A 20,459-nucleotide genomic window follows, 5' to 3' on the forward strand; every position below is an offset into this window, starting at 1 on the left:
TGGAGGAATATGGTTTACTACATAAACTACTGGGTGAATCGTTTTGTAGTTTACTTTGGAGTGATTCACTCAAGAGTAAACTACTTCCCGTGCCGGGGCGTAGATGTTCGTATGAGTACCGACGTGGGGACTGCTGAAGACACGGAGGCGCGTGAGCTCGTCCACTTCGTAACTCAACAGACGCGATTTACGCTGCTCAACAACATCCTCCAGCACCCCGACCAGCTGCCGTCGATGTACGAACTCGAGCAGTTGAACCCAAGCATTAGCGACGCCACTGTCTACAAGCACATCCAGAAACTGATCGACGCTGGCATCGTCAAGGAGGCTGCGCTTTCGGACGACAAACGTCGGCAGGGCTATCCCTGGAAGTTCTACGGCGTGAGCGACGCGGGCCGAGAGTTCCTCGACGAACACAACCTACTGGAGGCCGAGGAAACCCTTCAACGCATCTACGAGACGATTTCCGACAAGTCCAAGAAGATGATCAAGTACGAGAACGCGCCGCGCCCCCACTGACGGGAGCTGCAGAGACCGACTCGCGGCGCGATGTGCAGTCGATTTTCGTCTCTTCTGTCACGTGGACACATCGGGATCTGAGGCCATCACGAGAGATGCTGCCAGATCTCGGTGGGATCGGTGTCGTTCAGTTCGGCGTTCGTCTGCATTTTCCGGAGCTCGGTGATACAGCGCTTAGCGACCAACGGATACACGTCAGCAGGTGTGAATGAAACATCGAGTTCCATCAGTTCCGGCCAGTCTTCGGCCCAAATATCCTCAACCACGCGGGGGTAGAGGTCGTCGTTCAGATGCAGGCCGAACTCACGTCCTTCCTCGACGACCATCGTCCGAACCTGTTTCCGGATCCGCGCCGGCGTGCAGTACGTCGCAACCACGTATTCGGCCCCCGACTCCGCATCCTCGGGTTGCTGTCCGAACTGTTCGCGGTTCAACTCCCTGAACTCCTCGCGGACCAGTTTCGCGCGACGCGCCGAGGCGTCGCTTCGCACCACGACACCTTCGACCTGCATCTCCTCAGCCAGCGACGATGCCGGAAACGTGTACGTCTCCGGATCGAACCCATCGTCGAGGTGCTCGAGAATCGTTGCCGGAACGAACGACGAGGCGGTCGGGGCAGTATCGACGCGGATGCGCTCGAATATCTCCCACGCAGTCTCGGTGTCGAGAAAGCCCTCGAAGGTTTCCTCGTAGGGATTCCCCGGTGACGTCATCGTCTCGACTGCCACATACGGGAGGACGTCAAAGCCAACTAGCGCAGGCAGGTCGCGATCAGTGTATCCGTAATCGAGCGTCGAATACACGAGATTCTCGGCGTACACGATCAGCGGCCCCTCGTACTCGTCGTGAAGCGTTCGGAGAGTAGCGATATCGACGCCCTCGCGGAGGCAGCGAACCGCACGATGCAGCGCACCGTCGATCTCATCCAACGAGTCGCGATGATTGCCTCGGATGGCCTTCCGCGTCCCGAAGACGAGACCTCCATCGCCATCGGCTGCACTGGCAACTTGGTCCGGATACCACTCCGCGTATCGTTCATCATACAGCGTGAACCGGAACGCGCTCCCGTCGAACTTCTCGACGAGGGTCAGATCTTCGACGTCGAACAACTCCGCTGGGACAACCGGATGGTCGTAGCGCGGGATTTTCGGATACACCTTCATAGTTCAGTTATGCCATCGTGGTTCTCGGTCGGGACGATCGACTACCCACCCTCACGCTCGATCGAGAGCATGTCCATATCGAAAGCTGGGTACGATACAGTATGAACGGTCTTATTAGTTCTTCCACACGCTGATGAAACCGAACTCTTCCCCCATGGCCACTGCATGGATCCAGATGGGAATCCTCTAGAGTCTCTGCGAGATACCTTGTATCCTCAATTAGTTCACCACCGGTTGAGGACTCCATCCAAGAGCTGACGAACCGATACTACCGTGGACTCGAAGTTCTCCAGGTACTCGCCGAACCAATAGCCGTCGACGAACTGGCCACCGATCTTGAATTAGACATCGATGTGGTCCGAGACAGGATCGCGTATCTTGACAAGTTTGACCGAATACGCCAAGATGGCGAAACAGTCAGTCCGGTGGATTAGTCCGACTTCCGTCCCTACTTAGAAGGAAGACGGTTATCGGTCGAGGAAACTCGTTCCTGGCTGATTTCGTTCTCCACCCGGCACATATGCTTGCTGCTACAACCGTTACTCGTCCTTTGCTCTCCAATCAGAAGTACACCTCTCTAGGTTCTTGCTGGCATCTTCTCATTCTGATAAACTACACGGGGTCACTGATGGGGTGTCAGTAATCATGTGGCTACTGAGGGGTATGAGATGGGTTGTGTCCTTCTTCTCCCTCCCACAGCTCCGAGAGAGCCATGAAAGTGAGCGGAGATTGTCCAGTATCATAGATGATTTGTGTCTTGTAATAGTCCCCAGGGAGCGGTTGAAGAGTTGTCCGCCAAGCGATTTAATCGGTATTGCTCATTCGATAAGTCCATTTTCCCATCGACAGTATAAGATCTGAAGGCGAATTAGAAACATCGAACTCAGCAAGCCACTTGACACCACTACCTGTTGCTCGGGAGAATCGGTATCGTTCTCCTGTGATGTCCTCAGGCTCCATTGTGAACTGGATATTGAGGTTCTCCAAATTCACTAGAATCGTGCTGGCTGGTGCTTTTTCGACCGTTGCCATCACCGCATTACGGTAGGCAGTGTAAGTACCGCTTATCTCATCGATCGCCTCGAATATCTTTAGGGTGGGCACAGCACTCATCGGATCCTCGCCACAGATAATCGACAATACACCCTTTCCGATCGGGGCTACTGGCTGTCCACCCGTATTTAACGCCAGTGCAACTCCATGACCATGCTCTCGTGAGACGCACATATATCCTCCAGAGATACCGATTCCGCCTCGGTGAGCAACAAGCGTCTCATCCAGAAAATCGTCTATTTCCCAACCGTAGCCGTACCCACGCTGAGTGCCATCGACAGTCGGCAAGGCTGGAGACTGAAGACGACACATCTTCTCAATTAGATCCTTCGAGAGGATTCGGTTTCCTCTCAATACACCATCATTGAGAATACACTGTAGTAGCGAGCCGAGTTCAGTGACAGAACTAATCAGCCCGCCGGCTGCTCCGGCTCCCGGTTCGAGTGATTTGGAGGACAAGCCGTCGGCTGTTCTGAGATAGCCAGTCATCGCGTCGCAATCCGTTTCGAGTACTTCTGGGTCGAATACCGAGCGCTCCATATCGAGCGGCGCGAATACCTCCTCTTCGATATACTCAGTGTACGAACGCTCGGTGATCGTCTCGATGACTTCTGCCAGAAGGAAGTATCCACTGTTAGAATACATATAGCGGGATCGGTCGGTCAACCGTTGGTCCAGCGCTCCCTCAATATGCTCTATTCGACCGAGCTGCTGACCATCATCAAGGCTGTCGAAATGGGTGACAAAGTCCCGGGGAAGTCCGGACGAATGTGAGAGGAGTTCATGGATGGAAATGGGTTCTCCCGGAACTTCGTTCAGGAGCGGCACGTATTCGCTGGCATCGGCATCAAGAGAAAGGTCAGTTCGATCGACGAGCTGCAAAACCGCTGCGGCTGTGAATGGTTTCGTGAGGGAAGCGACTCCGAACAGCGTGTCTGGTGTTACTGGCTCCTCCAAATCGAGGTCACGAAACCCGATACCAGACTCGTACAGCATGGTGGATTCATCCGAAATTGAGACGCTGACCCCTGGTATGTCCTCACGATCGAGCCATTCTTCTAAAAAAGAATCAATCGCCTCAACTTTGGAATCTGCAGTCCCATGGCACCGATGAGTCATTTTTCTATTGTTTGTTAGTCATTGCGTATCCTTATCAGACCACCGACTGAGTCTCCACCACTCCTCCTGTGGCCGATTGAGCGCTCGATAGACTGCACGAAGGTGAAACATATGCCACTTCGGGTCGCCAAACGAGAGGTCGTGATCTACGATGGCGGCCCCATAGGTTCGATAAGCAGGCGGATTTGGTATGCTGCTGTTACATTGGGACATGACTGTTCAAGGCACAAGCGACCGAAAGTGTGTATGCTGGGTCTTTGGCCTACCCCGATGTTTGCAAACGTGGACGATGACCTTCCTTGTTAATACTCACTTCGCGCTTTTCTGTATCACCCTCGCTGGTTTGAGCAGACCGCTCAAATTCTCTATTTGTGAAGTACGGTGGATCCGCGTATACTTCAGAAATGTCCCAATCTAACAGCTCGATGACTCCGTTTGGGATCAATGCCACTTTTTGAAAAGAACTCACATACTTCTGCAGCTATCGCAGCTCGACATATCGCTCGCAGGGTAACACCTGCTTTGATGACACGACCATTTCCAATACTTTCGAGCTACAAACATATACTATATTCCGAGAACCGGTGTAGCGAATCAGCATAGCCGATCTTGAGCTATATGGCGCTATTGTCCAGTATACTTGTTGAGATCACCTTCAAATGCTCGTTCAACTCCAGAATAAGCGTATCGCTATCGGCGGCAACCTGTACTTCGCATCGCCATGGGTCTTTGCAGGTTACGACTGTACAACGGTCATCAACGCAAAAGCCGATTTCCCAAAACGGTGCGACATCAACCGGTAATTCCCGATTCCGGAGGAATTCTCGTACTGGCTTTTCATTGAGAAGAAGCATACCAATGCTCGGATACAGTCGATTTCCACATCGGGTACACTTATAGCCTGCATCCCGGCTGGCGGTCGTATCGGAGTCGTTTCGTTCGACGAACGGCTTCATCGGACCGAAACAGGCCGGGCAAACACCCTCTCGTGCGAGCCTCATGTGTGTCCGGACATGCTGGTCGAAGGTGTGGAGGAATTCGGATGGCGATCGCCCGGCAAGCCCACCCGGTGGAAATGGATAGCGCGTCAGTCGGGTTTCACAAGCCCTGCAATCGATTTCCATCCACTCGTCCTGATACGTCGCTTCAAGAGCATCCGTTTCGCATCGCGGGCAGGTCCCTGCTATCGAGGTTGCAGCGAACTCATCACGCTGGTTGTATATCCCCGCGAGGATCGCGGTTGCGACCTTCCAACCAGCGTAGCGGAAGGCGTACCCTTCGTTAGTATGCTTGAGGAAATGGCCGGTGAGCTCGTCCAAGTGATAGCTGAACTGCGAACTGACGTCTGCACCCGCTTCCGCCTGGAGTGCTGAAAACGACGCCGGGTACTCTTTCTCAGTCCGCAGGATGTCGAGCAACGCTTGAAGAATCCTCACGCGATGTTCGTTTCCGAGAAGCGCGAATGCATCCGCCGGTAGGAGATCCGCTGGAGCTGACGCGTCGTCGCCATCGTCCATGATACAGGGTTATACTAGTCAGACATGAATTCCGGTATCAGTCGTTCATCATTTTCGTGAATGGCTCGGCAACCGAGAGGTGACAATGCATCTACTAAAACTCATGGTAGCTAACACTTTTCGACAGTACACACTCACAAAACGGTATGCGGGCACCAGAGCTCAAAGCGTGGTGGAACAACAGTGAGCAGCGATGCTGACCGGTAAGTGGCAGCGACCGCCGCTATTTGTTCTCAAGTACTATGCTTATCGAGCGACGGTCACGTTCGGGTTCTTTTGGCCGGTGTTTACGATCTTCCTTCTCGACCGTGGACTCAGCTACACGCAGATCGGTTTGCTGAACAGTCTCTCAGCTGGGATCATCGTCATTGGTGAGATTCCAAGCGGATATATCGGCGATCGGATTGGCCGACGAAACAGTATACTCGTCGGGTCAGGATTGCTTTCTGTATCGCTGATTGGGTTCACCGTCGTCAAAACGTTCCTTGCGTTCGCGGTTCTCTGGGTGTTTTGGGGGCTTGGATCGGCGTTTCAGTCCGGAAGCGATGATGCATGGTTGTACGAGGCGCTCGAAGATCGCTCGGACGAATCCCAGTACACTCGTATCCGAGGACGTGGCGGGTCGGTCAATCAGTGGATGACTGCCGGAACAACTCTCGTTGCCGGGGGATTGTATAGCCTCAATCCACGACTTCCATTCCTTGCCGGTGGACTACTCGTCGCAAGTTCGATTCCGGTTTTGCTTTCGCTGCCGAAAGCAGGTGAGAACGAGACAGAGGATGACCGATTCACCGTTCTCGATGCACTTCCAGTGCTCCGCCGTCGATTAACCCAGCCGCCACTCCGGTCGTTCGTGGTGTATATGGCGTTGTTCTTCGGAATTATCAGTGCTGCTGACGAGTTCATCCAGCCGATCGCAACGCAAGCACTCTTTCTCTCTCCGACGGGTTTGGGACCGCTCTACGCGGGATTTACTGTCACAGCCGCGATTGCGAGTTACTTTGCCGGCGACATCGAGAAGCTGCTCTCAACGCAGTGGGCTATCCTGTTGGTACCGACGCTGGTGGGTGTGTTTTTCATCGTTCCACTGCTGGCACCGCTTGCAGCGTTCCCACTGTTCTTCGTGATGAAATCCGCAAACGTAGTAGTACGTCCGATAGCTACCAATTATATTAATCGACACGCGGAATCAGTCGGACGAGCGACCATCTTAAGCGCTGCCTCAATGGCGTATGCGCTGGTACGGCTCCCGATGAAGCCATTGAGCGGAGTGGTTGCGGACGCGACGACACCGATCGCCGCGGTCGCTGCCCTCGGCGGGGTGTTTCTGCTCGGAGGGACCATCGTCGTTCTCTGGGAAACACCGGTTAGTGATATCAGGGGTAAGGTGAGCGAATCCACCGATTAGAAACCAGCGCAAGCATCGCTGCACACATAACAGGCGACCGGAATCTGCTCTCCACTGATTCGAGCGACTGTTTCCACAAACCACTGTGACTCGCCAGCGATTTCAACCAAGCACCACGGTCTGATTCCCTTTTTTCCAGTGTTCGAAGGAATTCACGACACGCGTATAATCTCGCATCTGATCTCGAATCTCCTGAGCCTCTGGAAGCGTGAAGAAGCGAGCATCGCTCACTTCAGAAGCAGCAGCAACATCGCCGTCAGTATGTGAGTAATCGACGACGTACCCGATCGAAAGGACGTATTTCTCATTTAGCGAGCTATGCCTCGTATCAAGTAAGGTGAGAGCAGCCGGATCGACCTCTAAGTTGGTTTCTTCACGCAGCTCACGAGCAGCTCCTAATGCAGGTGGCTCGTCTGGCTCGAGAGCGCCCCCAGGTGATGCCCATGCACCAACATCCGGGGGAATTGCTCGCTTGATGAGGAGCGCCTTGTTCCTGTCTCGAACGACCACACCAACGCATGGCTTGGCGTTTTGCCAGATGAATCGCTCACAATCAGGACAGTACTGTCGTTCTCTCCCTTCGAAAGACCTCTGAGCGAGTACAGTACCACAGTCCGGGCAATAGGTTGCAGGGCGCTCAGTCATATTTAGCGCTCACTCGGAGCCGTCTTTAGCATATCCTATGGATGGCTCTTCTTGAACCCCCTGTCAGCAACCACTGGGCTATCGACAGAGGTACTTGGAGCTAGAGAGAGCTTCGGGGTTTATTCTCAAGTACGAAGGCTATCGACCCGTGCGGCAGCAAACGGTACCAGCATTTCATCCGGGTGAAGCCCACTATGCATCCCAATTTTTGAGAGAGAATTATCGCTCTCCACGTATCCTCTGCGAGGGATAACGAGTAAATCCGGACACCGCTGATTAAAATACTTGCTCGGTTCTCGATCTCCAAACAACCCCATGTCAATAATTTGCTCGCGACCGAAAACGAGCGGATCAAGCATTGCTAGCTCTTTCTCAAGTTTCGTACGGAGCAGACCTTGGTGTCCCTCTCGGACGTGAAACTGAAGATTACGTGGACCCCCTTGAATTGGAATTGGTTCACTCGATCCATCTGTCTTCAGATGCGCATCGACGTCAAGTGTTCTCTTGCTGATGCGCTCCTTGGGAACTGTGTCTATCTGACCGTGATCAGCCACTAGAAGCAATAATGTTCGTTCTGCCACTGTCGGATCAAGCTTCTCAACAACCTCACGCTCAAGTGCATAGCAGATACTTCCGAGTTGAGCGTCAGTCTGGTCGTGAGAAACGCCTTCTTTATGTGAAATTGAGTCCACATTCGGAAGATAGCAGTAACAGTAGGTTGGTTCTTTAGCGTGTTCTAAGTGCTCACGAACCTGGTAAGCTGCCTGTACGGTATCCTCATAGTTTCGTATTTGAGCTCCCCCATTGACCTGTGCGTCGTACGGGTTTCCCCCGATGCCTTTGGGTAGAACGAGCAGCGACTCAGCGTCAAGACGCTCGTAGATAGTTCGTTCATCGATTAGCGCTGTAGCATCGGTATTCTCGCGAACCTCTGAAAGAGCTGTACGGTCACGGTTTGCAAATAGGAGTGCCTGGACGGTGCCACCTAATGATTCGACATGTGTATTCCACCCCAAGATACCGTGTTCAACTGGCTGCTGGCCTGTGTGAATTGTTGAGATCGCCGCCGCTGTCGCACTCGGGTATCCTGCTGTTAGCGGTGTAACCGTAGCGTGCTTTGCCAATTTTGTCAGGAATGAGTGCTCGTCTCGAGCACGCTGAAAATGGTTCCAACCGAATCCATCGACGAACGCAAGCACGACGTGCTCAATGTCGGTCGCTACGTTCTCAAAAACGGTTTCCGGAAGAGATCTGTCAGCCTCCTCGCCGAAGAGCGATAACACAGTATCTGGAATGTTAGCAAAACAGTAGTCCTCCCAAGCCGGCCTGACAAACCCGGGTGCAAGTTCGTCCTTGCGAAGGTCCTCAGCCACAGATTCGTGAAGCATAGTAGTTACTCAGAAGTCGAGTAACTAAACAATGGGGACGAACGCTGGAGCCGTGAGGGTAATGAATGTATTCCAGTGAGGTCATCTCTATTAGCCGGATATGCGGTCTCTAAACAACGATAGTAGAGCTTTATTGAAACCGAGGAGGTGAACTGCATGGAAACATCGGTGACGCACCAAGCGACATTGCGGATGCACGAATAATGCAGCCAGTTTTACTATGGCAACCAGTCAGCGAATCTCGTCCCGATATATACTGCGATGATTATCAGCGGCAGACCCAGGAGAACAGCCATTGCCGTAGCTGGGAATAATACGACGAAACTCCACCCTACACCACTGAGCGACCATCCTGCTTCAGAAGCCGGGCGAATTACCGACCATCCGTAGGTGACGAGATAAACTATAGCTACCTCAGCAAACATTGCTCCTGGGCAGAGGAAGAAAACAAATGCTAACTGATCGATAACATCGTCTATCGTGACTGGGTAGCGGTATGTCGTCCGAGAGATGAATACTGGATAGGCGATAAGGAGAAAGATAGCTGGAAGCAGTCCGAAATTTAGCCCCGAAAGCGAGGGCGAGAGGTCCAGAGTTGGCCACCATCCAGTCGGTAGTAAAAACGGGAGCGCACTGGATATGATTATCAGCAGGGCGGCGACAAATGAGGAGGTCGCGAGTAACCACCCTCTTCGGTCACTCACAGAATCCTCGGGTTCGCTCACGAGAGGAGTGTGGTTCGAGGAATATTATATGTCTGTGTGTTTGATAGACGGAGGCTATGTGTCGTTGCTATTCGACGACTGCTGCCGCAAACCAAACCGGTACGAATAGTAGAGTGACAAGACGTTAACGAAGACCGGCGGCTACGTGACAGGCGGGTCGGCTGGGGCGTATGTGGTGCTGGTGGGAGCCGCATATCTGATAGCACCTGGACTGGCTGCGAGCGCGGGGGTCGCGACGATACAGGGAATAGTGGTCGCGATCGGCGGGCTGCTGCACGTTCGACGGGGGCGCTCGCTCACGATGATAGACAGCGAGAGCGAAGCTCAGGTATCGACCGAATAGCAGTAGTCGGTAGTACGGGGCGTTATTCAGTACTACCTGTATCTCTACGACCGCTTCGACTCGTCAAAATTCTAGCGACTGATAGCAATACGTGTGAAAAAGTGCTGACGCTTATCGAAACCAACGCTCCAAGACTAAGCATCATGGGTACAAATACCCAGATAGGGACCGTTCCAATGCTGGTTGTGGGTATTTCACTCATGCCGGAGCTGAGAGCGTTCCAAACTGTACTGAGAGTGAATATGCTCACCAGTATACGCCAGACTTGGGCGGCACGATAGAGAGGCAAATGGGCTTGGCGAAAGGACATCCGCCAATCATAGACTCGAATACTGAGTACGAAGAAAACCACGACGAGAGTTAGAACCACCAGGTCAAGAACAAGCAGAACAGCAAAAGCAAATAGAGCATATGGATGGGTTCCCCCGAGTACTATGGCTTGGAATGCTATTGGTGTAACCCAGAGAAAGAAGCTCAACCCTGCGAGCGGGATGAGGACGATCCCCAAGGGAAAGTGGATTGGATCCTCGGCACCCTTTTCGAGAACCTCGGTAGCAAAGTTGGCGGTGCTGTCGATGATTCCCATATTTGTGACCAAGAATCAAATTGTCAAAAGCGTTCATGGGACAGAGTAAAAGGGGTCCACACTGAGCGAGAGAATTGCACCCACAATAACTGATAGAGCGAATGTCGTAGTTGTCCCCTGACTACGATGCCTGCTGTTTCTGTGGATTGTGTGATTCGTTGTGGTAGTAATTGCTTAGTATTGTCAAATTGGTTTGCGCAGAAAACTTATCACCAATTCGAACACACGTCTGCATGATGTGAATACATCCTATGATAACGGACAATGGAGTACGGGTTCGTGGCTAAGTCTTACTAGTAGAGCGATCGGGGTCCTTGCTGGGATCGCTGGTCTATTGGGTGCAAGCTATTTGATAGCCACATCTGTGCTTCCCTATTTCTTCTCTGATAGCGCTGCCCAGGATGCACCAATTTTCTTGATTTGGTCGATTGTCCTTATCGGACTCTCATTCGGGGCTGGGTACGTAGCATGGAATGAGAAGCTGTGGGCCGTTTGGGGGTTCGCTATAGCAATTTCTGTACTTTCGGTAGTCACTCTATTCAGTTTTGGAGCAGTGGCTATTCCGCTTGCTACTCTTCTACTGATCGCTGCGATACTGTCGACTGTCGATCAGATGTTCTGAATTGTGAGTTGTCAACAAATCATTTGCTAGAGTCGTTGTCCGTCTGACGTGAGACGATAAGCTAGATATGGCGAGATTGAGAGCGTGGATGTAACTCAAGAACGTGAACCGATGTCCGGGAGAAGACCCCGGACAGCCGCGTGCATAACACAGTGGGTGACAGATATCTCTGAGATTGGTCAAGGGTGTACAGAAGGGACGTCACGCTAAGAGGGGGTACATCCTTTTCGCGTAGACATCTCACTCTGGAGTTGCTACATTGGTCTGAGACCACCTTTCCTCACCATCGCGAGCGCATGGCGGCGACGAACCCGAGGAGCAAAAGCAGTGCATAGCCGGGAATGTAGTTGGCGAAGTAGACTAGAAAGAGTCCAAGCGACCCCAGCACCACCAGTATGCTGTCCAGTCTATTTGTTGCCTCTGAGAGAGGCTTCACGGCTGGATAGCTCACAAGAGCGGAAAACGAAAGGACACCGAGTACCTCCGGGAGCAGACTCACTGTCGAGAGTGAAGCATGGTTGCAGCCATCGTAGTAGACGATCTCATTGATGCCCACAGACATGACCCGGAAGTCCCTCCCCAACAGACTGGCTATCTGATCAAGAGTGTTGGTGTGGATACAAGCCGCTAATGTGGCAGAGCCCCTGACTGCGAATACCCCACCAATGATGAGAGCAACACTTACAGCAAGCAGGTAAGTGAAACCCCTCGACGAACGGAGCCAGGTCATTCTATTCCAGAGAACAATACCGTACATAAAAAGCCATACGAGAGCTACCGCGCTGCTGGAATGAGACGACAACCGCATTGTAGAGTACTGAGAGCAGGATAATCGATTAGAGACAGATGTGTTCATTCCCCGAATGGTAGTCGGTCATCATGCATTCGACGACCCAGAGCAATTGGTATACCACACACCTCGTACCGAGTGAGCCCCTCAATGGGCATACCAAACGCGGGGAACGGCGGCGAGGCTTTTTATTGGATAACGTGACCACCGACCCCATGCACCCTCAGGATCGGTTGCTTTTCGCCGAGGCGCTCATTGCCTTCGCTGGCGACGCTCGCGATCTCACTGTCCGACAGCAACGAGCCTGGGAGCTCGCCGACCAACTGCTCACCGATGCAGACATCCCGAAAGAAGCGCTCGTTATGCAGGTCGACGAAGAGTGGTCAGGGCCGCTGGATTAGAGCGATTCGCAGGCCTCACCGTCGTCATCAGCGTCCAGACCGGATGGGTCGCTCGGGTCGCTATCGTAGACCTGTTGAGCGGCCTCCTGGCTATCGAAGTCCCCACAATCGTAGGGGTCGCTCGCGTCGCCGCTCGGTGTTGGGGTTGTGACCCCGCCACCACTGCCACCGTTGTCGGATTCAGGTTCTGGGGTCGGAGTAGGCGTCGCGGTTTCCTCGGTGTCGAAGTCCCAGAGCCCGACATCGTTCGAGCGCGCCTCTTCTTCAGTGCTATCGAAGTCCTCACGCAGCGAGAGCGAGGAGTCGTAGACGCGGGCGTAGCCATCCTCGAGTAGCTGCTGGTTGAAGTTCGTCTCACCAAGGTAGATGTACGCGAGCAGGCGACCGTAGCTCCCGCGACGATCGCCCTCGTCGTCGGTCACCACACGAACAGTCTCGCCTTCTAGTTGATTGGTTGCGTAGTCGCTGGCCTGCTGACCCCAGTTGTAGAGGTGGTCACGTGCAGCCTGGGTGTCAGGAATCCCCTCGTATTCGTCAGGTGAGACGTCACCGAGCGATGTTTCGGGTGTATCGACACCAATGAATCGGATGGTGTCGGTCTCGCCATCCTCGAACTCGACCTCAACGGTGTCGCCATCGATCACGCGCGTGACCGTCGCCCGACGAGCGTCACCTGAAACCCCTGATGGGACCGAGACATCAGGTTCCGGGGTTTCCGTTGCGGTTGGTGTCGGTGTCGGCGTCGGGGTAGGAGTGGGCGTTGGCGTTGCAGTCGGGGTCGGAGTCGGAGTAGCGGTAGGCGTTGGTGCTGGGGTCGGAGTAGCGGTCGCAGTGGCCGTTGATGTGGGTGTTGCGGTTGCAGTGGCCGTCGCGGTCGACGTTCGTGTCTGAGTCTGTGTCGCTGTTTGGGTGCTCGTTGCTGTTGCCGTCGACGTTGCTGTCGAAGTGACGGTTGGAGTCGAGGTCGCTGTAGCGGTCGTCGCCTCCGTCGCTGTGGCGGTCGTTGATGGTGCGCTCGCCGCAGTTTCGGTATCGGGGACGTCCGTTTGCTCTCCATTGGCCTCGCCAGTGACAACGGCGGTACTTCCCGATTCCGAACCGGTGCCACCACAGCCCGCAAGAACGAGGGCAGCAATGAGAACGAGCGAAAGCAGTGTTCGATTCATCTGATTATTGTTCTTAAAACAACCACTATGAGTGTTTGGGTGTCTCAACTCTACGCGCTCGCATCAGAGAGGGAATTGTGGCCTAACCATACTCGTAGTTACCCCACTCACCGGGGTTAGTTCTACTACGTGGGGTAAATTCCAAGCCGTAGTCTCCTATCGGGTGGTACCAGCGAGAGTCGAGTCAACAGGAGACTTATACTACTTGGAAGGCTTTCTTTCGGTATGAACCTCGAAGAGACAGTTGATTATCTTGCCGAGGAGCTCGACCTTGAACGTAGCGAGCACGTTCGCGAAGTCGGACAGTCGGTCGCAGAACTTCGCGACTGAACTGGTCAGAACAGTTCTCTGAAATCCCGTTCAACGAGACCTGTCTCCAAATACTGGATGAACTCCTGCTTTGAGGGCCCTGATTTCATATTGCGCTCAGCAGCGCTCTACTCACCCGAGGAGGGACAGGTCTGAGAGCCGGTCGACGAGAACTTCTGTCGCTTCTTCGGCATCCTCAAACTGCTTGCAGCCCGTGATGACGGTCTTCCCCGAGCCAAATAGGAGTGCAACAACTTTGGGTTCCTCCAACCGATAGACGAGTCCTGGGAACTGTTCCGGCTCGTATTCGATGGCTTCGAGCCCGAGGCCGATCGCGATCGCGTTGAGATTGAGTGTTGCACCAAGATCCCCACTCACAACGATGTTCTGAACGGTAATGGTCGGATTATCGTTCACCCTGAGACCCAGGTTGCTGAGTGTTTCAAACGTTGACGCGAGCGCTTCGTGGACTCCGTCGACAGAGTCAGCCCCAGTACAAACCAACTTCCCGGAGCGGAAGATCAGCGCTGTTGCGTGTGGTTCCTCGATTCGATAGATAAGACCAGGAAACTGCTCTGGATCGAAGTCGACACCCTCAAGATCAGTTACCAATGCCTCGAGATCGATTTCTTGGCCGATCGCCGATGAGGCAACGACGTTCTGAATCTCGAGAGCCTCAATGTACGGCTCGACATCCGAGCGCTCAACCATGGGGGTCGTCTAGACTGTGCAATAACAGCCTTAAATAACCATATACCACGGGGACGCTGGGTTCGCTGCGGTCAGCTGCTTGGAGCGCTCTTCTTAATCGTCGGTTGGAGTGATGTAGACTTCCTCATCGACGTAGTAGACATGTCCACGACGATAGAGCACGTCCAACACATAGGTTGCGTCGGCTTCAGTGAACGCTTCGTCCGCAACGAGAACAGCTTTGGCCTCCTCTTTCGTGAAGTCCGCTTCCGAAAACTCGTATTCCATCCTCAGCGTTCTCATCGTTTTGGTCGTCTTGGGCTGCTTCGGATAAGATGTCGAGAGCATCCTGAGCCAGCGGTGACAGTCGGCGCTCCCAACTTATACACAATATTTGGGTCCAAGAGCATGAATCTCTGGATATTTCAGATCAACTGATCCCGACTATTTGGACACAAGGATTCAAGACCGTCGCTGAAATACAATAGGTTTGCATAATGGTTGAAATATCAGATCAGTTGGGGTGTCTCTTTAGTGACTCTATCGAACAAGACGGTGGGTCATATCGAATTGAAGTGCCGAAACGCGAGATCGATAATGGCTCAATCGTCCCCGGAGAGACCTACCGTGTCGCAATTCTCTCAGCCGAGGCAGTAGATGAGGAAAGGGATTCTCAGTCACAATCGCGATCCAATACTTCGGAATCAACGACACAATCGCCACCTGTCAAGCAGGGCGACAAGCGCACGCTATCCATCGAATCAATCGGTGACCAGGGCGATGGCATCGCAAAAGTCGAACGAGGCTATGTCGTCATCGTCCCTGGTGCCCGCCCTGGCGATGAAGTCGAGGTCGAAATCCAGAACGCTCGTGAGAACGTCGCGTTCGCCGAGGTCATCGAAGCAGTCTCGTCAAACACTGATAAGGCGGACTGAGTGAGTTTGGGAAGCCCCACTATACAATGATTCACCTGGGAGCTTATTTCTGCTCTCACTGGTACTGAGTAGCCTGAGCGCATGCTTTCGTCACTAAGCAACAAGCTAAGGGACAGCTACCCGCTTAAGAACGACTGATATGAACGGAAGTCCCATCCGACTTCTCTCGTATCTTTACCTTGTCGCCAGAATCACTTAAAGGAAATACCGGATTTTGACACCCTCATCATGCCGAGGAGCTAGCCAAAAGGTCCGGCAGACTTGGGTCTCGATAGGGATTTCGGCCGTAAGCTGCGTTGTGAAGGCCCTGTTCATCGAGTTGGTCAACGAGTGTTCGCCGTAACCGATTCAGGTTCGTTACACCGAGATCGTGTTGCTCGCAGAGTTCTGTGAACTGCTCATCATCAGTGATCGACTGGAACTGCTCATAGAGGTCGGCGAGTCGCTCGGGCGGTTGTTCTTGGAGCCACTCGTTATCGTGGAGGCCGAGATGATGTTCCCGCTCTCGGTCGACGACATGGCGGATCACGACGAGCGCGACTTTTGGGATGGCACGTTGGCTTCCGAAAACGGTAAGATCGAGATCGACCATGGTACCGATAGCGCGGTCGCGCTGCCAAGGTGTGAGCTCAAGACTGCTGCAGAGTGCGTGCGTGAGGCGGAGCTTCTCGAGACGGTGAGCCTGCTCGCTGTAGCCTTCCATCGCTGGATGGCGCTCCTCGTGAAGTCGACGAATGTTTTCACTGAGGTTGTGTTCGGGCGAATCAGCCTGACCGATGCGCGTCGCGCTCGGAGTGACCAACCCCCATCGGCGCGTGGTTTCGTCACGCTGGAGGTCGGCACGAGAGACGGTACTATCACCGGCTCGCCGACTTAGTTGAGCGAATCTTCGCGCTCGTCGTTCTTGTCCAGAGTAGAGGAGAGCGACTGTGGGACGGTTCCACCGTTGGTCATAACTGGACTTACTATCTGCTCGTGGTTGAAAGATGCGTCTGTGTAGATTTCTATCCCGCAGAGAACCCGGCGTACCTCTCTCGTATCTGTACCTTATCGCCAGAAGCACTTAAAGAGCTAAGCGGTGACCGGCGTATATGCTCTGCAGACGACACAACAAAAGGTGAGGACCCCGACGCTGAATTCAAACCCGGCTTCAATGATGGCCTTGCCGACGCAGTTGCCGGTGCTGGCGCGGACAACCCCCAAATATCAGTAGGAGTTCGTCGTGAAGGGAGATGGCAAAGCGCGTGTGAGACTTCGCCATCACAGGACGTCACCTCAGAGCAACTGATATGCTATCCTGCGAATTACTCCCCATCCATACCGGCATTAAAACCAGCGAAACCACTATCAGAGAAGGTGACGGGTATTTTGATAATCCTGGTTTCTCCACAAATTCAACAGTACTCTAGTCTGCTGAGTCGCCGCCTGCAAAATGAGGACAGGCTATGCCGATATTTTCGAGAGCAATCGCTGAGCGACATCTGGGATGTCGTCGATATCGGCATCCTGGAGTCCGTCCTCGCCAAGAAGTAATCGGAGACGTGGCCGACCAACCTCGATCGGAACTTTCTCCGTCTCGATGAGACCACTCTCTTCGAGATTGGTCTTCCCTCGTGAGAAGGTTGCTTTGCTCGCGACGCCGACCTCCTCTCCCCATTTCGAGATATCATAGAGGAGGAGTTCATGCTTGGCAGCCACGAGAAGACAGGCATCAACCACACCAAGAGTCTCTTCTTCACGAGTGCTTCCGATAGCGTCGAGCATCGCTCGAAAGTTCGCCTCGACCTCTGACCCAAATTCCTCACTCAGGGTTTCTTCGACTCGTGAGCGTGCTGGGGTTCGGAGCGAGAATTCTTCGGCCTGGTCCCATCGCTCGTCCCATTTCTCGTCTACTGCAGCAACGAATTCCTCGTGCTCGATCGGAAGTCCTGCGGTGTGCTCACTGGCGGTGACGAGCGAGATAACTGACTCTTCGGTGATGATCAACTGGTTTTCGGATACGCTTTCACCCGTCCGTATCGAGAGTGCTTCGTTTTCGACGAGGTCTGCAGCCTCGCTCGCCAGGATGAAATCATCCCGAACCCACTTCAAAACGGATTCAGTCGTCAGGAGCTGGACGTTCGGTGGATCATCCCTTTCCCCAAGTTCGGTGATAAGCGCCTCTGTAAGAGCTTCATCAAACCCAGTGCAAAGGAGGTCGCTTGACTCATTTTCGAGGATCGCATCGAAGAGGGTTGTTTTGGACGTCTCTACAATGGTTTGGCGTAAAGCCATGCTCAATGTTTGCTTTGAGACTTTATCGGCCTTTTGCCTAAGTAGCAAAGGTATTGTCCCAGGATTCCAGTGGTCCTATGAGGTTTAATTGTGATAGTAAGACGATTGAAAGCTCACGGGCGACATTTAGCAGACATTCTTCTAAAAAGACCCATCTCAACTAACTGTTCTATTGTAGGATATGACTCCACCATAGCTACAAAGCGGAGTTCAGGTTAGCTGAGTATATCGTGGTGAGCGGTTTATCAGTTGCTGACAGTAAGATTCTTTTTCCCAGCGCAGGAAACCTGGGGTGCGGTCTACGCCTCACTGCGGAGTTGAACAACATCACCGTACCACAAACTACCCCCATTCGATGTCTAGATCCTCATGCCATCAATGACTCATTGAACCTTTGGCTCACGGATTCAATGATTCATTGATTCGCGTCCTCTTTTGCCAACTCGCGAATTTTCTCTTTTGTCTCTTCCTGATGCTCCCCGAACGCTATTTCGAAAACACCCCGATAGAAATGCTTGTTTTTCTCGAGCGTAGCGTTCTCTCGTTTCAGCTGCTTTTTTAGCCGAGTAAATGTGATCTCGATGTCCTCACTTTGGTCTGGCTCAACATATATCGTAGCTGAATCCCAGTCCTCCCGAATGTTCAATGGTTCGTCGTCTGTTTTCTCTGTCTCTTCAGCTGGCGGTTCAGTGGCCGCCGCGTCAGCAACCCTCTGTGGGCCTGGTTGCTCTTTGGTAGGAGTCTGAGATTCTTGCTGCTCTGTATCCGGTGTAGTCGTCATTGCCCCATCACCGGTTGTGTCGCTGTCTTCCTCTACCTCCTCTGATGGGTCCTCAAATCGTTCGTCCATTCCTCGGGGCATACTTATGCCTCCACCTGGGTTTTGTCGAACGCCCGTTCCATTGTCTCAGCAATCTCTATGAAGAGATCGCGTTCTACTTGCTGTTCGTTCGCATCTTCCCACTCGAAGATATCACAGCCATTGTCCCAAGCGCGCTGGATTGCAACCCGCATTGGAAGCTTAAAAATCGGTGCTAATGATGCATATGAGTTATCAAATTCATCGAGGAATTTCTTTGATTGACCATCATCACGATACATATTCGCCAGTAGTCCTACGATCGCAATTTCTATCTGTTGGTTGTCTTCGATGGATTCCAGCTGATCCCAGAGATCGTCTAAGGCATCTCGTGATGTGGCCTGGGTTTGTGCAGCCAAAAACACGTTTTGAGCCGCGATGAACGCTGCATCCGTTAAGACCGAGAGATCTGGTGGACAGTCAATCAGGATGAAATCGTACTCGTGGCTGTCGGCAACCAACTCCTCAAGAGCTGTTTTCAGCGTAAGACGGGCGCTTGCATCGTCCATCCAGTCTCGAGCAAGTCCCATATCCTTGTGACTCGGCACTAAGTCGAAGTTCAGGTGGTCGTACTCATCAGCGTGAAGCACTATCTCTGAGAGCGTTGTGTCATGTGTGCGCGGGTTATCCACGAGAACATCAAGGAGATTTGCGTCATCCGTGGCGAGAGTATTTGGAAGGTCGTTCTTTGGGCTTGACGGATTGTTCTCGTCGCCTGGACCCAGCCCTAGCCCTTTCGTCATATCAGCCTGCGGGTCCATGTCGATTGCAAGGACATCGTGACCGCGAGAAGCCAGCGCTGCTGCACTGTTTATTGTCGCCGTGGTCTTCCCGGTACCGCCCTTCTGATTGCCGAAGGCAATAGTAGGAATGTTGGTCGACGGCCTGACGCCCCACCCCTGAGGTAACTCGGTCATGATTCGATCATTGAATCAATGACTCATAAATCTACGTCAGACATTCCATGATGTCCCAGAATCCTCAGGCGCTGAATTCGGCGTTGTACCATCTGAAGAGCCAACTTGTGTACGTTTAGCTGAAATCATTGAATCATTGAGTCAAAGAATCAAATACTCAGGGAGTTAACGATCTGGGGACGATCAGCGAGTCAGTGAATCAATGATTCATTGATTCACTGCATCCGATAATCATTGGTTCTGTGACTTCGATAAGTCCGATGAGCCAAGAACGATACTATGACCAACTCAGTGAGTTCATGATTCAGCATATTATGGATTCCAACAATCAATGAATCACTGATCCTGTGATCACAGAAGCCTCGTTAGAGTTACTCTGTTCTGGAGCTGCAACCGACTCATCTGGTTTGAGCAGCTGCGTTCAGCGAGCCGGTCAGATAGCTTGGTCGCTCATGGAGAGAAGAATAGCAGGCGCAATCTAGTGAGCGAAGGAATCTCTCCTTATATAACAGCTTGATGGAAGGGTAGTTACATAAGGGAGATATACAACCTATCGAGTCGCTCATACCTGCTTGTTATCAATATATTCGGAGGTGAGCGTACCATCGTCTGTGCGGTAGTAGAGATACTTGTATGGGCCGTGCTTTTCGCCCTTCTTCATACACTTACAGGTTTCATCGCCACAAGTTACTTTCTCCATGACCACTGTTCCCTGTCGTCCTCCGTTTGCGTCCTCGATGGGTTCGGCATCCTTCGGAAGATCTGCGTCCTCGATCGGTCGTTGCTTCCACTCGATTAGTTCGTCGATGAAGGCTTGTGCTTCAAGTAGCTTTTCGACGTTCTGTTTTGGGATACCCTCCCGAAGGTACTTCGGTAGCGATGATGGTGCTGTTGGAGGCGTTCGGTTGGGCATGAGCTTCCTTATGTAACATATCCGTGTTCATAAGACCTCCGACTGTTACATAAGGCTCGGCGATAATAGGTCCGGCCACGATGGTTGAGCTCAGTTCATATGTTTCAGACTGCACTA

19 protein-coding genes and 2 pseudogenes are annotated in these 20,459 nt (G+C 52.8%); 5 read left to right on the forward strand and 16 right to left on the reverse strand.

What is annotated here, in order from left to right; genetic code table 11:
• Positions 1-111 precede the first annotated feature (111 nt).
• Complete coding sequence (locus tag C447_RS00210) at positions 112-519, forward strand: MarR family transcriptional regulator (RefSeq protein ID WP_007689646.1); 408 nt, start codon at positions 112-114, stop codon at positions 517-519.
• Between the two features lie 86 nt (positions 520-605).
• Here the strand turns inward: C447_RS00210 and C447_RS00215 are convergent, their stop codons facing one another.
• The gene (locus tag C447_RS00215) at positions 606-1,682 is read right to left on the reverse strand and encodes an RNA ligase family protein (RefSeq protein ID WP_007689648.1); all 1,077 of its coding nucleotides are present in this window, start codon (positions 1,680-1,682) and stop codon (positions 606-608) included.
• Positions 1,683-1,912: 230 nt separating this feature from the next.
• On the opposite strand from C447_RS00215, the pseudogene C447_RS18905 reads away from it, so the two are divergent.
• Positions 1,913-2,116, forward strand: a pseudogene (locus tag C447_RS18905) (hypothetical protein); the annotation flags it as partial.
• Positions 2,117-2,486: 370 nt separating this feature from the next.
• Here C447_RS18905 and C447_RS00220 read toward each other — a convergent pair.
• Both C447_RS00220 and C447_RS00225 read right to left on the reverse strand, forming a co-directional pair.
• A complete protein-coding gene (locus tag C447_RS00220) occupies positions 2,487-3,854 on the reverse strand; it encodes a serine hydrolase (RefSeq protein ID WP_079255035.1) in 1,368 nt (455 codons plus the stop codon).
• A gap of 614 nt (positions 3,855-4,468) precedes the next feature.
• Entirely contained in the window at positions 4,469-5,371 is a 903-nt protein-coding gene (locus C447_RS00225; protein WP_237713383.1) for a winged helix-turn-helix domain-containing protein, read from the reverse strand.
• Between the two features lie 193 nt (positions 5,372-5,564).
• On the opposite strand from C447_RS00225, the gene C447_RS00230 reads away from it, so the two are divergent.
• The gene (locus C447_RS00230; RefSeq protein ID WP_007689653.1) at positions 5,565-6,779 is read left to right on the forward strand and encodes an MFS transporter; all 1,215 of its coding nucleotides are present in this window, start codon (positions 5,565-5,567) and stop codon (positions 6,777-6,779) included.
• A 102-nt stretch (positions 6,780-6,881) separates the two neighbouring features.
• On the opposite strand, the gene C447_RS16960 is transcribed toward C447_RS00230, so the two are convergent.
• The 5 genes from C447_RS16960 to C447_RS00235 form a co-directional block, all read right to left on the reverse strand.
• On the reverse strand, positions 6,882-7,289 hold the full coding sequence (locus tag C447_RS16960) for an NUDIX hydrolase (RefSeq protein WP_160162917.1): 408 nt from the start codon (positions 7,287-7,289) through the stop codon (positions 6,882-6,884).
• A 260-nt stretch (positions 7,290-7,549) separates the two neighbouring features.
• Positions 7,550-8,812, reverse strand: coding sequence for an alkaline phosphatase family protein (locus tag C447_RS16965; RefSeq protein WP_007689658.1), 1,263 nt, complete (start codon positions 8,810-8,812; stop codon positions 7,550-7,552).
• 218 nt (positions 8,813-9,030) lie between these two features.
• Positions 9,031-9,537 carry a hypothetical protein gene (locus C447_RS17510; RefSeq protein ID WP_152416110.1) on the reverse strand — a complete coding sequence of 169 codons (507 nt, stop codon included), beginning with the start codon at positions 9,535-9,537 and terminating at the stop codon, positions 9,031-9,033.
• Positions 9,538-9,902: 365 nt separating this feature from the next.
• Positions 9,903-10,466: a hypothetical protein gene (locus C447_RS17515; protein WP_152416111.1), complete on the reverse strand. Its 564-nt coding sequence runs from the start codon at positions 10,464-10,466 to the stop codon at positions 9,903-9,905.
• Between the two features lie 902 nt (positions 10,467-11,368).
• The gene (locus tag C447_RS00235; RefSeq protein WP_007689660.1) at positions 11,369-11,818 is read right to left on the reverse strand and encodes a hypothetical protein; all 450 of its coding nucleotides are present in this window, start codon (positions 11,816-11,818) and stop codon (positions 11,369-11,371) included.
• Positions 11,819-12,093: 275 nt separating this feature from the next.
• Here C447_RS00235 and C447_RS00240 point away from each other — a divergent pair, with 275 nt between their 5' ends.
• The gene (locus C447_RS00240; RefSeq protein WP_007689663.1) at positions 12,094-12,279 is read left to right on the forward strand and encodes a hypothetical protein; all 186 of its coding nucleotides are present in this window, start codon (positions 12,094-12,096) and stop codon (positions 12,277-12,279) included.
• Here the strand turns inward: C447_RS00240 and C447_RS00245 are convergent.
• The 3 genes from C447_RS00245 to C447_RS00255 form a co-directional block, all read right to left on the reverse strand.
• Positions 12,276-12,923 carry a thermonuclease family protein gene (locus C447_RS00245; protein WP_007689666.1) on the reverse strand — a complete coding sequence of 216 codons (648 nt, stop codon included), beginning with the start codon at positions 12,921-12,923 and terminating at the stop codon, positions 12,276-12,278. The genes C447_RS00240 and C447_RS00245 overlap by 4 nt on opposite strands.
• 963 nt (positions 12,924-13,886) lie before the next feature.
• On the reverse strand, positions 13,887-14,465 hold the full coding sequence (locus C447_RS00250) for a TATA-box-binding protein (RefSeq protein ID WP_007689668.1): 579 nt from the start codon (positions 14,463-14,465) through the stop codon (positions 13,887-13,889).
• 93 nt (positions 14,466-14,558) lie between these two features.
• Positions 14,559-14,747, reverse strand: a complete 189-nt coding sequence (locus C447_RS00255; protein ID WP_010612367.1) for a hypothetical protein — start codon at positions 14,745-14,747, stop codon at positions 14,559-14,561.
• A gap of 194 nt (positions 14,748-14,941) precedes the next feature.
• On the opposite strand from C447_RS00255, the gene C447_RS00260 reads away from it, so the two are divergent.
• Positions 14,942-15,379 carry a TRAM domain-containing protein gene (locus tag C447_RS00260; protein WP_193361376.1) on the forward strand — a complete coding sequence of 146 codons (438 nt, stop codon included), beginning with the start codon at positions 14,942-14,944 and terminating at the stop codon, positions 15,377-15,379.
• Positions 15,380-15,605: 226 nt separating this feature from the next.
• Here C447_RS00260 and C447_RS18460 read toward each other — a convergent pair.
• From C447_RS18460 to C447_RS16985, 5 genes and pseudogenes are all read right to left on the reverse strand, one after another.
• Positions 15,606-16,259, reverse strand: a pseudogene (locus C447_RS18460) (DNA-directed RNA polymerase subunit epsilon); the annotation flags it as partial.
• A 563-nt stretch (positions 16,260-16,822) separates the two neighbouring features.
• The gene (gene tbsP / locus C447_RS00270) at positions 16,823-17,653 is read right to left on the reverse strand and encodes a transcriptional regulator TbsP (RefSeq protein WP_007689674.1); all 831 of its coding nucleotides are present in this window, start codon (positions 17,651-17,653) and stop codon (positions 16,823-16,825) included.
• Between the two features lie 415 nt (positions 17,654-18,068).
• A complete protein-coding gene (locus C447_RS00275) occupies positions 18,069-18,503 on the reverse strand; it encodes a hypothetical protein (protein WP_007689676.1) in 435 nt (144 codons plus the stop codon).
• Between the two features lie 14 nt (positions 18,504-18,517).
• The gene (locus tag C447_RS00280) at positions 18,518-19,429 is read right to left on the reverse strand and encodes a ParA family protein (RefSeq protein ID WP_007689679.1); all 912 of its coding nucleotides are present in this window, start codon (positions 19,427-19,429) and stop codon (positions 18,518-18,520) included.
• 562 nt (positions 19,430-19,991) lie between these two features.
• Positions 19,992-20,342, reverse strand: a complete 351-nt coding sequence (locus C447_RS16985) for a DUF6788 family protein (RefSeq protein ID WP_079255056.1) — start codon at positions 20,340-20,342, stop codon at positions 19,992-19,994.
• Positions 20,343-20,459: the final 117 nt, after the last annotated feature.

Source organism: Halococcus hamelinensis 100A6 (assembly GCF_000336675.1).
Classification (GTDB): domain Archaea; phylum Halobacteriota; class Halobacteria; order Halobacteriales; family Halococcaceae; genus Halococcus; species Halococcus hamelinensis.

What these genes read in the sequence shown, in the direction of transcription:
- C447_RS00210 (WP_007689646.1), top strand. Translation starts at nt 112, where the DNA reads ATGAGTACCGACGTGGGGACTGCTGAAGACACGGAGGCGCGTGAGCTC.
- C447_RS00215 (WP_007689648.1), bottom strand. Translation starts at nt 1,682, where the DNA reads ATGAAGGTGTATCCGAAAATCCCGCGCTACGACCATCCGGTTGTCCCA.
- C447_RS00220 (WP_079255035.1), bottom strand. Translation starts at nt 3,854, where the DNA reads ATGACTCATCGGTGCCATGGGACTGCAGATTCCAAAGTTGAGGCGATT.
- C447_RS00225 (WP_237713383.1), bottom strand. Translation starts at nt 5,371, where the DNA reads ATGGACGATGGCGACGACGCGTCAGCTCCAGCGGATCTCCTACCGGCG.
- C447_RS00230 (WP_007689653.1), top strand. Translation starts at nt 5,565, where the DNA reads ATGCTGACCGGTAAGTGGCAGCGACCGCCGCTATTTGTTCTCAAGTAC.
- C447_RS16965 (WP_007689658.1), bottom strand. Translation starts at nt 8,812, where the DNA reads ATGCTTCACGAATCTGTGGCTGAGGACCTTCGCAAGGACGAACTTGCA.
- C447_RS17515 (WP_152416111.1), bottom strand. Translation starts at nt 10,466, where the DNA reads ATGGGAATCATCGACAGCACCGCCAACTTTGCTACCGAGGTTCTCGAA.
- C447_RS00235 (WP_007689660.1), bottom strand. Translation starts at nt 11,818, where the DNA reads ATGACCTGGCTCCGTTCGTCGAGGGGTTTCACTTACCTGCTTGCTGTA.
- C447_RS00240 (WP_007689663.1), top strand. Translation starts at nt 12,094, where the DNA reads ATGCACCCTCAGGATCGGTTGCTTTTCGCCGAGGCGCTCATTGCCTTC.
- C447_RS00250 (WP_007689668.1), bottom strand. Translation starts at nt 14,465, where the DNA reads ATGGTTGAGCGCTCGGATGTCGAGCCGTACATTGAGGCTCTCGAGATT.
- C447_RS00255 (WP_010612367.1), bottom strand. Translation starts at nt 14,747, where the DNA reads ATGAGAACGCTGAGGATGGAATACGAGTTTTCGGAAGCGGACTTCACG.
- C447_RS00260 (WP_193361376.1), top strand. Translation starts at nt 14,942, where the DNA reads ATGGTTGAAATATCAGATCAGTTGGGGTGTCTCTTTAGTGACTCTATC.
- tbsP (WP_007689674.1), bottom strand. Translation starts at nt 17,653, where the DNA reads ATGGCTTTACGCCAAACCATTGTAGAGACGTCCAAAACAACCCTCTTC.
- C447_RS00275 (WP_007689676.1), bottom strand. Translation starts at nt 18,503, where the DNA reads ATGGACGAACGATTTGAGGACCCATCAGAGGAGGTAGAGGAAGACAGC.
- C447_RS00280 (WP_007689679.1), bottom strand. Translation starts at nt 19,429, where the DNA reads ATGACCGAGTTACCTCAGGGGTGGGGCGTCAGGCCGTCGACCAACATT.
- C447_RS16985 (WP_079255056.1), bottom strand. Translation starts at nt 20,342, where the DNA reads ATGCCCAACCGAACGCCTCCAACAGCACCATCATCGCTACCGAAGTAC.